The following is an 11,785-nucleotide window of genomic DNA, read 5'->3' as shown; positions in this document are numbered from 1 at the left end:
CCGGGGTCAGGCTCGCAGCTCGAAGGTCGTGGCTCCCACCTTGATGGGAACGCCGAGGCCCAGGGCGACGGGTCCGCCCGTCACGCGGTTGCCGGCGACGAAGGTGCCGTTCGTGGATTCGAGATCCTGGATCGCCCAGGCGTCGCCGCGCAGCAGCAGTCGTGCGTGGTGGCTGGACGTGTAGTCGTCGCGGATCACGAGCGCGCACTCGCTCGAGCGGCCGATCGTGAGGGTGTCGGTGCCCAGCGGCAGCTCGAGTCCCGCCTTCGGACCCGACGTGATCACGAGGCGCTTGGCCGTCGCGACCGTCGCCGGTCCGGTGTTCGCCTTCGCCGACGACGGGCGCTTGGCCGGTGCCGGGGGAGTGGAGGGGGATGCCGCGGACGCGTCGCCGTCTGCCGGGAGCTTGCGCACCTTCATGCCGAACAGGTCGGCGCGCAGCGAGTAGACGACGCCGAACACGAAGAACCACAGCAGCACCAGGAAGCCGATGCGCATGAGGAGGAGGACGAGCTCACTGGGCGTAGTCATCAGATGGCTCCGAACGCGCGGGTCGCGTCGTCATCGCGCGGGCGCGCAGGGCGCGAGGGTGCCGCGACCGGCACGATGCGGAAGACGAGGTCGGTTCGGCCGATCGTGAGAGTCGTGTCGGAGGGCAGAGCGGCCTCCCTGACCTTCGATCCGTTGACCTTCGTGCCGTTCGTGGAGCCGAGGTCGCGCATCATGGCGCGCTCGCCGTCCCACAGCACCTCGACGTGCTTGCGGCTCGATCCGGCATCCGCGATCGTGATGTCGGCGTCGGAGCCGCGCCCGATCACCGTGCGCGCACGGGTGAGCGAGTGGCGACGTCCGTCGACGTCGATCACGGCCTGCCAGTTGACGCGGCCCTCGACGGTTCCGGAGCTGACGCGCACGGTTCCGGTGGGGATCTTGTCGTCGGACTCGAGGCTGATCGAGAGGGGGCCGGCGAAGCTGTAGCCCTGGGACTTCGCGTGCTTGGTCAGCAGCGCGTGCAGCTCGTCGGTCAGCGCACCGCCGAGTCCCCGCATCCGCTCGGCGTCGTCGGTGCTCAGGCGCACCACGTAGCTGTTGGGCGTGAGGATGCGGTCACGACTGACCACAGCCGCCTTGGTATCCGCCTCGCGCCGAAGCGCCGAAGCGATCTCCACGGGCTGGATGCCGCTGCGGAAGGTCTTCGCGAAGGCGCTGTTCACAGCGCGCTCGAGACCCTTCTCAAAGCTGTCAAGTAGTCCCACTGGGCTCCTCTGGCATGCCGACCGGTAGGGACATCGTAGCCAGGTGTTCTGGAAGTACGCCGTTCCGAGAGGTCTTCCGGCGCGATTCGGACGCCTGTATCGGGTGCGAGCGCGCGGGGGAGTGTCGTGCTGCGGCCGGTTTCGTGCGGGGGTGGAGCGCGTGATAGCCTTGCGAAGTTGAGTTCTTCGGAACGAGACGACTCGCGCGAGTGGCGGAATGGTAGACGCGCTGGCTTCAGGTGCCAGTGTCCGTATGGACGTGGGGGTTCAAGTCCCCCCTCGCGCACAGTAGGCCCTGTTCGTTTGTTCAGGGCACGTGTTCGTAGGTCATAGGAGCCCGGTCAGGTTGCATATCTGGCCGGGCTCTTGGCGTTCACCCGCGCACTCCGACGACCTTCGATCCTGTTGTCCAGCGAGCCGCGACCACGGCTACTCGACGTCCCACAGGGTGTATCCAACGACACCGGCCGGGATGAACTCCATCGGCTTCGTCAGCTCGTTCTCCATGCCGACTATTCGGCCCGTGGCTTCGGAGACGAGGAGAGTGTTGCGGTAGTCGCTGTCGTCATCGGTGACACGAAGTCCGGTCACATCGCGGCCCAGTCTGTCCTTCGTCTCGCCGAGGACCGTCACGCCGCCGGCGTCGACGAGCATGCGTATCAGCGTGGCGTGCTGCGCGTCGGTCAGCGTCCAATAGCTCAGAAGCTGGCCGATGGCGAGCAGGAGCTCTCCGGACGACGAGTCGGGCGTCGCGCCGAGCTCAGCGAGCGCTGAGAACAGCTCTTCGCGACTCGATCCTTCCAGGCTGACGACGCCTGCCGGGATGTCGAGATCGTCGGCGCTCGTGACGACCTCGCTGATGACGTCGCCGGGCTCATATGGGCTGGGAGCGATGCCCTCGGGCCGCTCCCCGTCGGCCCAGTAGGACTCCGCCGCGACGACAGTGCTCACCGACCCTGTCTCCGGCGACCACTCGAAGGTCGCCTCCTGGGGGACGACCTCGACGTTCTCCTCGGCGATGTCGATGTCCCACCCCCACCCGACCGTTCTCACTCGAGACTGCTGAACGACGTCGTCCGGCAGGTCGAGTCTCTGCTGAGCATCTGAGACCACAACGGACAGAGGCTGAGCATTGGCGTACTGCAACGGTGCCGGGGTCAGCGCGACCGCCGACTGGGTCGGTCCGAGGACGTTCACCGCGATGACGGCGACGACGGCGATGGATGCCACGGCCGCCGTCAAACCTCCCCATGCCCAGCCCGCTCGACGCCGAGGAGTGCGAGAGGTGTCGAAGGTCCCCCGGATGATGCCCTCGCGGACGGCGATCTCGCGTGCGGTGAGCGGCGCGAAGCGCGCACCTGGGGCGGGGTTCGCGGCTCGGAGCAACCGGTCGAGCTCATCGTCGGAGACGTTCATCGCCCGTTCTCCTTCGCTTCCAGCTGCGTGCGCAGTTTCGCTCGCGCTCGGGTCAACGTGGTCCACACCGCCGCCGTGCTGCAATGCAAGACCTCTGCGACCTCCCCCGCGTTGAGGCCATCCCAGTACGTGAGGACTACGACCTGGCGTTCGCGGGCATTCAGGGACTTCATGGCCTGACGCAGCGCGAGCGCCTCCAACGGATGGATCGTCTCAGCAGCATTTCGGAGCCCGCGGCTCAGCGCGTCCAGTGCCCTCCCGCGCGACCGAGCACGACGGTCGGCGTCGCGAACCTTGTTGTCGGCGGTGCGGATGAACCAGCGCAGGCCCATGGGCTTCTCCGGGCGCAGCTTCCGCCACGCCACGACGAACACTTCGGCGGTGATCTCATCGACCTCCGCCTGATTCTCGAGGAAACAGGAGAGATGGTGACGGACGAGCGGCCAGTACTCGTCGAAGAGCTCCCGGAAGACGACCGCTTTGTGGGGTTCTGCGGAGCGAGCGTGAGTGCTCGAACCTAACGGGGGCATCGCCGGAAGATGGTCGGCGGCTGTGAGGACGACACGGAGGCTGTCGAAGAGGCCCACCCCCATCATCACCGGCGCCTCGCTCACCTCGCTCGTCCTCCCAGGCTACCTGTGCATCACAGAGTGCAGAGGAGATTGGTGGTGCCGGAGACGACGTTGGCTGAGCCGTTGGGCCCGGCGGTGGCGAGGGTCGTACCCGCCGCGTTGCGAGCGCGCACGTTACCCGAGGACCGACCGTTGGCGATCGAACCCACCGCCTGAAGAGCGGCGGTGGTGACGTTCGTGCAGACGGTGAAGGTCAGCTTCGTTCCGCGAAGGCCGGGCAGCGCGTATGCGCAGTACGTGCCGCTGGCGCAGCTGCCGACCGCGCGCTGCAGGGTTGACTGCGCTTCCAGGATCATTCCGAGCGCCGGCCACACTGCTGCGGCGTCGCCGACGGCGATGCCACCCGGCACCGTGTTCAACGCGTACTCGACATCCGGGTGCACGTCGTCGGCGTCAGCGTGTGCGACCGCTGGCGTGAGGGTGAGGGCCAGCACGAGTGCGATGACCGCGGTGATGGTGCGCTTCACGATGCCTCCCGGGCTCGGGGTGTGAGAGGGCCGGGCCACGGCATCTGCTCCGCCAGCAGCCCCTGCGATCTCAGTATCCGCCGGGGGAGCGCGACGGTGTCGCGCACCTTTTTGCGCGTGCAGCGAGTTCCTTACACATCTGTTCTGCAACGGTGCGGAAGGCGTTCGCCTGCATCGCTCCAAGGACCCCCATCCGTGTCGGTGCCGCGAAGTTCGAGATGCGATGGACAGTTGTCGTCCGAGTGGGGCGTGGGTGGCCGCCGCGACCGCCTCCTTGGCGCTTATCGGCGGTGGGACCGTCGCGGTGGCGGGAAACGGTACGCAGACGCCCTGGGGCTGGACGGCCGATGCCGTGTACGAGATCCCCGGACCGAGCGGCCAGACCTGCTTCGCCGGCCTCGTGGTGAAGCCGGACGGTGCAGCCCCCGACGCGGAGGTGGTGTTGCAGGCGCGACAGTTCGTGTCCGGACTCGACCTGGACTCCCTCGACACCTCGGCGGCGAGAGCCGAACTCGAGGCGGAGGGCGACCGTAGTCTTGATTGAGGCTCAGGTGTCTTCCGGCTCGATGAGCAGCTCGTACAGGTCTCCCCGGTAGATCGACCGGGTGACCTCGACCACTCGCCCGTCTCCGAGGCTTCCGCGCGCGACGACGCGCAGGCAGGGCTGATCCGCCGTGATCCCGAGCAATTCGGCCTCACGCTCTGTCGGCAGCACGGCGGCCACGCGAGACGAGGCCCGTGTGAGGTGCACGTCATACCGCCGTCGGAGGATCTCGTAGAGCGAGCCGGTGAGGTCGTTGCCGAGCAGGTTCGGGAACAGCTCGGCGGGGAGCTGGGATCGGTCGATGCTCAGCGGGGTGTCATCGCCGAACCGGAGCCGCTCGACCGTGTACACGGATGCCGCAGCCTCGAGGCCGAGTCCGTCGGCGACGTCGGCGGATGCGGGAGCGATGCCCGCCGACAGCACTTCGGCACGCGCGGTACGCCCGGCTGCGCGCATCGATTCCGTGAAAGACGCCAGAGTCATCCGCTTCGTGAGGGCCGGCTCGGCGACGAACGTGCCCTTGCCGCGGATTCCCACGATCCTCTTCGCGTGGGTGAGCGCCTCCAGTGCGCGCCGCACGGTCATCGAGGAGACGTTGAAGCGCGCCGCGAGCTGCTGCTCGGTGGGCAGCTGATCACCTGCTCGCATCTCCGCGATTTCTGCCGAGAGCTCCTTCATCACGAGCTCGTACTTCGCGGCCACGTCCCCTCCTTTCGCGGATGGTCAGGTTCATGACTATCACGCTTCCGACGTTGCATCCGATCCAGGAAGTCATTGCGCATCCTCGCCGGACCATGTAACTTCCTTGTAACCCTAGGGTGCTATTTCTACCCTATGGTAATCAAGACCCCACCCGAACGCACCACTTTCCAACGGAGGATTCCATGAGCGCTGCACCAACCGCCCGCTCGCGTGCACCACGGCTCGCCGTCCGAATCGGCGTCGGCGTCGTCGGCCTCGCGACGGCAGCCGGAAGCATCACCGCCTGCGCACCGTCCGGCTCCGGCGACGGGGGCGACGCTTCCGGCGTCACCATCAACGTCCTGGCAGAGGACATCTCCTACACCGACAACTGGAAGGAGCTGCTCCCCGAGTTCGAGGAGCAGACCGGCATCAAGGTCAACATCGAGACCGTGCCCTACAGCGACCAGGCCGCCAAGATCCTGCTGAACTTCAGCCAGAAGTCCAGCGACTACGACGTCGTGTTCACCGACAACACGTACGGCACCGGGTATTTCGAGTCCGGATACATCGACGACCTCTCCGAGCATGAGGCGAAGGGGGAGGACTTCGTCGGATTCGACGAGTTCTACGAGCCGTATCTCGCCCCCATGCAGAAGGACGGCGCGACGTTCGGCCTCCCCGTCTACGGCGAGAGCACGTGGCTGATGTACCGCACCGACCTCTTCGAGCAGTACGGCATCGACGGCCCACCCCAGACGATGGAGGAGCTGGAGGCAGCCGCGAAGACGATCAGCGAGGGCTCCGGCGGAGATGTCGCCGGTATCACGCTGCGCGGCGCCCCCGGCATCCAGAGCGTCTACCCCTGGGCCGGGTTCCTCCGCGCCTTCGGAGGAGACTTCTACGACGGCGACGAGCTCGCCGTGAACTCCCCCGAGTCGGTGGAGGCCGCGCAGTTCTGGGCCGATCTGCTGAAGAACTACGGTCCGTCCGGCGTCGGCAACTTCGACTGGGAGCAGAACCGCATCGCCTTCACCCAGGGGAACGCGGCGATGACCATCGACGCGACCGCCAACGGACCGTTCAACGAGGACGCCGAAGCCAGCGTCATCGCCGGCAAGGTCGGTTATGCGCCCATCCCCTACGCGATCTCGGATCCGCCCGCGAGTGGCAACACCGACAACTCCCTGAACGTGCACGCGCTGTACCTCAGCTCGTTCTCGCAGAAGAAGGATGCCGCCTACGAGTTCATGGCCTGGGCGACGAGTGAAGAGGTGCAGACGAACGCCGTCGAGAACACCGAAGCCGTGGGCGTCACGCTCAACGCGGTGCTGGAGAGCCCGGCCTACGACGAGAAGTACGGCGCGTTCAAGGACGCTCTGCTCGAGCAGCTGGCGACCGGCAACGTCGACTACCTGCCGGCGGGCACCGACGCCAACGCCATCATCACCGAGGTGGGTCAGGCGCTCTCGCGGACCCTTGCCGGGGAAGCGGATGCCGAAGAGGCTCTGAACGCCGCGCAGGAAGCGCTCCAGGCTCAGCTCGGCTGAGAGAACGAACGCCGGAACGGAAGAACAAGACGATGACGAAGCTCATGACGCCCCCACGTCCCGATGCCGAAAGCGCAGTCTCGGACCCTCCGTTCCGGCGTTCCCCCCGGCGCAAGTCCCTCCGCCCGCGGCTCGCTCAGGCGAGCCTGGCTCTTCCCGCACTGATCGTCATCGTTCCCCTGCTGGTCATCATCGTCATGCAGGGCGCCAACCTCGTCACCCACGCGGAGAACCTGCTCCGCCCCGGAAGCGAGAACATCTTCGTCGGGTGGGACAACTTCGCCAGGGCGCTGTCGGACCAGACACTCCTCGGATCGATCCGTGTCACCCTCATCTACGTCGTCGCGGGCGTGGCCATCGAGCTCGTGCTCGGGGTGTCGATCGCGCTCGCCCTGCACGGGCGGATCCCGGGCAAGGGGGTGCTGCGAGCACTCATCCTCATCCCGATGGTGCTGACCCCGGTCGTCGCCGGCCTGATGTGGCGCCTGCTCATGGACCCGACATCCGGCTTCATCAACTGGTTCCTCGACACGGTGGGCATCGGCGGCCATGCCTTCCTCGCGGATCCCGCCACGGCGCTCGGCGCCGTCATCCTCGTCGAGGTCTGGCAGAACACGCCATTCGTCGTCATCATCGTCCTTGCAGGACTCGAGTCGCTCGATCCGTCCCCGTTCGAGGCGGCCCAGCTCGACGGCGCGGGCGGGTTCCGGCTGCTCTGGAACGTCACCCTGCCGATGCTGGCGCCGGTGCTGTCGATCGTCGTGCTCCTGCGCGTGATCGACGCCGTCAAGACTTTCGCGATCGTGAACACGATGACGAAGGGCGGCCCCGGCACCTCCACCCTCGCCATCAGCAACTACGTCTACCGACTCGGCTTCGAGACGTTCGACATCGGGTACGCCACCACCGTCGGTGCACTGGTCTCCCTCGTCGTGCTGATCGTCCTGTTCCCCACTGCCACTCGCCTCATGGGGCTGCGAATCTGGAAGGCACGTCGATGAGAACGCGTCGCAACATCCTGCACACCCTCCGCGTCGTCGCGGTCTACGTCTTCGTCATCTGGTGCATCCTGCCCGTGGTCTGGCTGGTCAGCACCTCGCTCAAGAGCGACGTCGACGCCTTCAGTCGAGAGCCGGTGTGGTTCTTCGTTCCCCAGTTCGGCAGCTACGTCAGCGCCTGGGTCGACGGTGGAATGGGCCAGGCGATGGTCGTCAGCACCCTCGTCGCCGTGGTCAGCAGCCTCGTGGGCATCCTCGTCGGTCTGCCGCTCGCGTACCTGACGACCCAGGTGTGGCCTCCCGAGTCGGCGTGGTCCGCCCGCGTCACGCTCGGCATCCTGCTGCTCACGACGGTTCCGCCTGTCCTGACGCTGACGCCGTTCTACCGGGCGTTCTTCGGCATCGGACTCACCGGCAACCCGGTCGGGCTCACGATCGTGCACTCGTTCTATGCGATCCTCCTCGCCGTCCTCATCTTCCGCTCCTTCCTCGTGGCGTTCCCCCGCGAGATCAGGGAGGCGGCGATGATCGACGGCCTCGGCGAGTGGCGCACCCTCTTCCAGTGCGTTCTCCCCAACGTCTGGGGCGCGGCGTTCGCGACGTTCGTGCTCGCCCTCATCCAGTCGTGGAACGAGTTCCTGTACGCGCTCGTGCTCACCAGCGGCGACAGCCAGACCGTCCCGGTCACGATCGCGGGCTTCCTCAGCTTCTTCGGAACAAACTGGGCCCGTCTCACCGCCGCAGGTGTCATCGGCGCACTGCCCATCGTCATCTTCGCGATCATCGTCCGCAAGCACATGGCGCGCGGCCTCTCGTTCGGAGGGGTCAAGTGACAGACATCGCGCTGCGCAAGACCGTCGCGGGGACCTATCCGACGGCCGCTGCTGCGGCATCAGCGACCGTCGACGTCATCGAAGAGCTGCTCCGCGGGGGCGACCTTCGCAACCTCGGCGTCGCCACGGGGTCGTCGCCGAGCCCTGTGTACAGCGAGATGGCGCGGCGCCGTCTCGATCTCTCCGACGTGACGCTGTTCGCGCTCGACGAGTACATCGGACTGCCGGCCGGTCATCCCGAGAGCTACCGCGCGGTCGTCGAGCGCGAGATCGCGGTACCACTCGGGGTCCCGTCTGCTCGCGTGCACCTGCCCGACGGGCACAGGCCCGACGCGTACGACGGGCTCATCGCGGCGCTCGGCGGCATCGATCTGCAGATCCTCGGCATCGGCCGGAACGGCCACATCGGGTTCAACGAGCCGGGGTCGTCGTTCCGGTCGCGCACCCGCGTCGTCGACCTCGCCCCCGCCACCCGCGAGGCCAACGCCCGCTTCTTCGACTCTCCCGACGACGTCCCGCAGCGCAGCGTCACCCAGGGCATCGGCACCATCATGGAAGCCCGTCGGCTGGTGGTCGTAGCATCCGGAGACGCGAAGGCCGCCGCGGTCGCCGCCGCCATCGACGGACCGCGGACCGAGGAGATGCCCGCGAGCGTGCTGCGCGAGCACCCCGACGTGACCTGGTTCCTGGACCGGGCCGCCGCATCGCAGCTGTCCTCCCGCGCCCGTCACGGCCGGTGCGCGCTATGAGTGGCACACTCGCGGTGGACGTCGGGCAGACCGGCTTCCGCCTGCGCGTCGACGACGGCGACGTGGTCGGGTCGTCCCTCGGTGTCACCGCCCTCACCGACGGCGATCACGTGCGCGCGCTCGCGCGCCGGATCAGCGATCGGGTGCCGACGGCAGCTCGTCCCGCGCGCATCGGAGTGGGACTCTCGGGATTCGTCGAGGGATCGGATGCGCCGGCGGCTCTCGCCGCGTTGCTGCACGAGTCCCTCGGCGCTCGCCGCGTCGTCATCGCAGCGGATGCCGTGACGGCGTTCCTCGGAACCGTCGGCGCACGTCTCGGAACCGTGGCGATCTGCGGCACCGGAACGGCTGCGCTCGGCATCGGGGCCGACACTCCACCCCGCCGCATCGACGCCCGCGGATACCTGCTCGGCGACTTCGGAAGCGGATTCTGGATCGGGCAGAGAGGCCTGCAGGCGGCTCTCGACGCGCAGGAGGGGCGCGGAGAGCCGACGACGCTCTCCGATCGAACTCGTCGCCTCGGCTCGGCAGCCGACATCTACATCCAGGCGATGGGCTCGACGCCGCCGCCGAAGTTCGTGGCCGAGTTCGCCCCCGATGTCCTCGCAGCCGCGGGCGAGGGAGATGCCGTCGCCCTCGACATCGTTCGCGCCGCAGCCGCCGAACTCGCCCGGACCATTCGCGCAGCCCGCATCGCGGTCGGACCCGTCGGCCTCACAGGCGGTCTGGTGCGCTCGCCACTGTTCGTCCGCGAGGTCCGTGCAGCGCTCGGACGCGCCGATGTGCCGGCCGATGAGCTGCTGGTCCGGGCCGACGCGGCGCTCGAGGGCGCGCGCGTGGTCGCGGAGGACGTGACTATCCGATCGGCGTTCGCCGGTCTCATCGCAGTGAAGGAGTAAGAATGCTCGACCTCGAGACGCTACGCGGACGCCTCATCGTGTCCTGTCAGGCGCCGGACGGGTCGCCGTTGCGCGACCCGGGAATCATCGCGGCCATCGCCGAAGCCGCGGTCCTCGCGGGCGCTTCGGCCGTACGCATCAACAGCGCCGAGCACGTGGCCGCCGTGCGCGCCCGCGTCGACGTTCCGATCATCGGCCTCGAGAAGGTGGTCGAGGACGGCGTCCAGTGGATCACGCCGACGGTAGACCGGGCGAAGATGCTTCTGGATGCCGGGGCGGATATCGTCGCTCTGGACGCGACGCTGCGCACCAGAGGGGAGTTCCCGCACGTCGACGCCCTGCTTCCCGCCGTCCGTGAACTGGGCGCCCCCGTCATGGCCGACATCGACGGCTTCGAGGCGGGCACGCACGCCGCGGACCTCGGTGCGGACCTCGTCGGCACCACCCTCTCCGGCTACACGAGCGTTCCGCAGAATCGCGACGGCGACCCCGACATCGCACTCGTCGGACGGCTCGCCGCTCTTCCCACGCCCGTCATCGCCGAGGGACGCATCAAGTCCCCGGACGAGCTGCGGGCGGCATTCGACGCCGGGGCGTTCGCGGTCGTCGTCGGAACATCCATCACGGAGCCGATGGCGCTGACCAAGCGCTATCTGGCCGCCGTGCCCACGCTCACGAAGGGAGCATCAGCATGACCACCAACATCGCCGTCGTCGGCGCCGGCCGTATGGGCCAGGTGCACTGTCGCATCGTCGCAGAGAATCCGCGGGCCACCCTGGCCGCGGTCGTGGATCCGTTCGAGGAGAGCGGTCGTCGGGTCGCCGAGCAGTATGGGGCGCCGTGGTATCCGACCCTCGACGCCGCCCGCGAGGCGGTCGCCCTCGACGGCGTCATCATCGCGGTGCCCGACAGGCTCCACGTCGGGGTGACGGTCGAGGCTCTGCAGGCCGGTCTGCACGTGCTCGTCGAGAAGCCGCTCGCCGACACCCTCGAGGGGGCGCGCGCCATCGCGGATGCCGCGGCGAAGGCCACCGACTCCAAGGTCCTCGTCGGGCACGTTCTGCGCCATGACCCGCGCTTCCGCTCTGCGGCGAAGACGGTGGCGGCGGGATCGGTCGGAGAGCCCGTGCACTTCCGGGCCGCCCGCATCGTTCCCCGCGGCGTCGGCTTCGCGAACAACGGCGCGTCTCCGATCTACATGTACCAGGGCATCCACGACATCGATCTGGTGCAGTGGATCTCCGGCAGCCCCATCGTTCGCGTCTCGGCGACCACCGCAGCCAAGGTGCTGCCGGCCGCCGGCAAGGAGGGCGTCGACGTCGCGCTCATCCTCGCCGAGCTCGAGAACGGCGCGATCGGGACGATCGAGATCTCCTGGGTGCTGCCGGAATCCACCCCGAGCGGTCTCGCCTCGCAGTTCGACCTCTACGGGACCGACGGCAACATCAAGGTGGACGTCACAGCCGAGGGCATCTCTCTCGACACGCTCGACGACTTCCGCCTGCCCAATACGATGCTCGACCCCGAGCTCGACGGGCGTCTGGAAGGTGTGGTGCCTCAGCAGTTCGACTACTTCCTGCAGATGGTGGAGTTCGACCTGCCGAGCCGCATCGGCATCGACGAGGCGGTCTCCGCCGCACGCGTCCTCGATGCGATCGACGAGTCGCTGCGTACTCGTACGTGGGCTGAGGTCGCTCGCTGAGACGAACGACGCAGCGGGTCCTCGGACGACGGGGACCCGCTGCTGTGTCCGGAGTCGC

Annotated in this window: 14 protein-coding genes and 1 tRNA gene; 9 read left to right on the top strand and 6 right to left on the bottom strand. The window is 67.9% G+C overall.

Going from position 1 to position 11,785, the window contains the following annotated elements:
* Nucleotides 1-6 precede the first annotated feature (6 nt).
* The gene (locus AUC47_RS05305; protein ID WP_096714148.1) at nucleotides 7-531 is read right to left on the bottom strand and encodes an FHA domain-containing protein FhaB/FipA; all 525 of its coding nucleotides are present in this window, start codon (nucleotides 529-531) and stop codon (nucleotides 7-9) included.
* Complete coding sequence (locus AUC47_RS05300) at nucleotides 531-1,256, bottom strand: FhaA domain-containing protein (protein WP_096714147.1); 726 nt, start codon at nucleotides 1,254-1,256, stop codon at nucleotides 531-533. Before AUC47_RS05300 ends, AUC47_RS05305 begins: the two co-directional genes overlap by 1 nt.
* A gap of 203 nt (nucleotides 1,257-1,459) precedes the next feature.
* Here AUC47_RS05300 and AUC47_RS05295 point away from each other — a divergent pair.
* A tRNA-Leu gene (locus AUC47_RS05295) sits at nucleotides 1,460-1,542 on the top strand.
* Nucleotides 1,543-1,685: 143 nt separating this feature from the next.
* On the opposite strand, the gene AUC47_RS05290 is transcribed toward AUC47_RS05295, so the two are convergent.
* The 3 genes from AUC47_RS05290 to AUC47_RS05280 are packed head-to-tail and all read right to left on the bottom strand — an operon-like array spanning nucleotide 1,686 to nucleotide 3,771.
* Complete coding sequence (locus tag AUC47_RS05290) at nucleotides 1,686-2,672, bottom strand: hypothetical protein (RefSeq protein ID WP_096714146.1); 987 nt, start codon at nucleotides 2,670-2,672, stop codon at nucleotides 1,686-1,688.
* Nucleotides 2,669-3,286: an RNA polymerase sigma factor gene (locus AUC47_RS05285; RefSeq protein WP_096714145.1), complete on the bottom strand. Its 618-nt coding sequence runs from the start codon at nucleotides 3,284-3,286 to the stop codon at nucleotides 2,669-2,671. Before AUC47_RS05285 ends, AUC47_RS05290 begins: the two co-directional genes overlap by 4 nt.
* 29 nt (nucleotides 3,287-3,315) lie before the next feature.
* Nucleotides 3,316-3,771, bottom strand: coding sequence for a hypothetical protein (locus tag AUC47_RS05280; RefSeq protein ID WP_096714144.1), 456 nt, complete (start codon nucleotides 3,769-3,771; stop codon nucleotides 3,316-3,318).
* A 253-nt stretch (nucleotides 3,772-4,024) separates the two neighbouring features.
* On the opposite strand from AUC47_RS05280, the gene AUC47_RS05275 reads away from it, so the two are divergent.
* Nucleotides 4,025-4,315: a hypothetical protein gene (locus AUC47_RS05275; protein ID WP_096714143.1), complete on the top strand. Its 291-nt coding sequence runs from the start codon at nucleotides 4,025-4,027 to the stop codon at nucleotides 4,313-4,315.
* A gap of 3 nt (nucleotides 4,316-4,318) precedes the next feature.
* On the opposite strand, the gene AUC47_RS05270 is transcribed toward AUC47_RS05275, so the two are convergent.
* The gene (locus AUC47_RS05270; protein ID WP_096714142.1) at nucleotides 4,319-5,017 is read right to left on the bottom strand and encodes a GntR family transcriptional regulator; all 699 of its coding nucleotides are present in this window, start codon (nucleotides 5,015-5,017) and stop codon (nucleotides 4,319-4,321) included.
* Between the two features lie 182 nt (nucleotides 5,018-5,199).
* On the opposite strand from AUC47_RS05270, the gene AUC47_RS05265 reads away from it, so the two are divergent.
* The 7 genes from AUC47_RS05265 to AUC47_RS05235 are packed head-to-tail and all read left to right on the top strand — an operon-like array spanning nucleotide 5,200 to nucleotide 11,727.
* A complete protein-coding gene (locus tag AUC47_RS05265) occupies nucleotides 5,200-6,546 on the top strand; it encodes an ABC transporter substrate-binding protein (RefSeq protein ID WP_096714141.1) in 1,347 nt (448 codons plus the stop codon).
* A 32-nt stretch (nucleotides 6,547-6,578) separates the two neighbouring features.
* The gene (locus AUC47_RS05260; protein WP_096714140.1) at nucleotides 6,579-7,547 is read left to right on the top strand and encodes a carbohydrate ABC transporter permease; all 969 of its coding nucleotides are present in this window, start codon (nucleotides 6,579-6,581) and stop codon (nucleotides 7,545-7,547) included.
* Nucleotides 7,544-8,377, top strand: coding sequence for a carbohydrate ABC transporter permease (locus AUC47_RS05255; RefSeq protein WP_096714139.1), 834 nt, complete (start codon nucleotides 7,544-7,546; stop codon nucleotides 8,375-8,377). The genes AUC47_RS05260 and AUC47_RS05255 overlap by 4 nt, the downstream gene beginning before the upstream one ends.
* The gene (locus tag AUC47_RS05250) at nucleotides 8,374-9,126 is read left to right on the top strand and encodes a glucosamine-6-phosphate deaminase (RefSeq protein ID WP_256999452.1); all 753 of its coding nucleotides are present in this window, start codon (nucleotides 8,374-8,376) and stop codon (nucleotides 9,124-9,126) included. Before AUC47_RS05255 ends, AUC47_RS05250 begins: the two co-directional genes overlap by 4 nt.
* Nucleotides 9,123-10,025 (top strand): N-acetylglucosamine kinase, encoded by a 903-nt coding sequence (locus AUC47_RS05245; protein ID WP_096714138.1) that lies wholly within the window; start codon nucleotides 9,123-9,125, stop codon nucleotides 10,023-10,025. Before AUC47_RS05250 ends, AUC47_RS05245 begins: the two co-directional genes overlap by 4 nt.
* Before the next feature lie 2 nt (nucleotides 10,026-10,027).
* On the top strand, nucleotides 10,028-10,720 hold the full coding sequence (locus AUC47_RS05240; RefSeq protein WP_096714137.1) for an N-acetylmannosamine-6-phosphate 2-epimerase: 693 nt from the start codon (nucleotides 10,028-10,030) through the stop codon (nucleotides 10,718-10,720).
* Nucleotides 10,717-11,727 (top strand): Gfo/Idh/MocA family protein, encoded by a 1,011-nt coding sequence (locus tag AUC47_RS05235; RefSeq protein ID WP_096714136.1) that lies wholly within the window; start codon nucleotides 10,717-10,719, stop codon nucleotides 11,725-11,727. Before AUC47_RS05240 ends, AUC47_RS05235 begins: the two co-directional genes overlap by 4 nt.
* The last annotated feature ends 58 nt before the right edge of the window (nucleotides 11,728-11,785 follow it).

The sequence above is a fragment of the Microbacterium sp. SZ1 genome, from assembly GCF_002362255.1.
In the GTDB taxonomy this organism is placed as follows: domain Bacteria; phylum Actinomycetota; class Actinomycetes; order Actinomycetales; family Microbacteriaceae; genus Microbacterium.
The sequence above is the reverse complement of the archived record's forward strand: the minus strand, read 5'-3'. Positions and strand labels throughout refer to the sequence as shown.

Coding starts and splice junctions, on each gene's coding strand:
- AUC47_RS05240 (WP_096714137.1), top strand. CDS start 10,028: ATGCTCGACCTCGAGACGCTACGCGGACGCCTCATCGTGTCCTGTCAG.
- AUC47_RS05265 (WP_096714141.1), top strand. CDS start 5,200: ATGAGCGCTGCACCAACCGCCCGCTCGCGTGCACCACGGCTCGCCGTC.
- AUC47_RS05290 (WP_096714146.1), bottom strand. CDS start 2,672: ATGAACGTCTCCGACGATGAGCTCGACCGGTTGCTCCGAGCCGCGAAC.
- AUC47_RS05260 (WP_096714140.1), top strand. CDS start 6,579: ATGACGAAGCTCATGACGCCCCCACGTCCCGATGCCGAAAGCGCAGTC.
- AUC47_RS05255 (WP_096714139.1), top strand. CDS start 7,544: ATGAGAACGCGTCGCAACATCCTGCACACCCTCCGCGTCGTCGCGGTC.
- AUC47_RS05235 (WP_096714136.1), top strand. CDS start 10,717: ATGACCACCAACATCGCCGTCGTCGGCGCCGGCCGTATGGGCCAGGTG.
- AUC47_RS05245 (WP_096714138.1), top strand. CDS start 9,123: ATGAGTGGCACACTCGCGGTGGACGTCGGGCAGACCGGCTTCCGCCTG.
- AUC47_RS05305 (WP_096714148.1), bottom strand. CDS start 531: ATGACTACGCCCAGTGAGCTCGTCCTCCTCCTCATGCGCATCGGCTTC.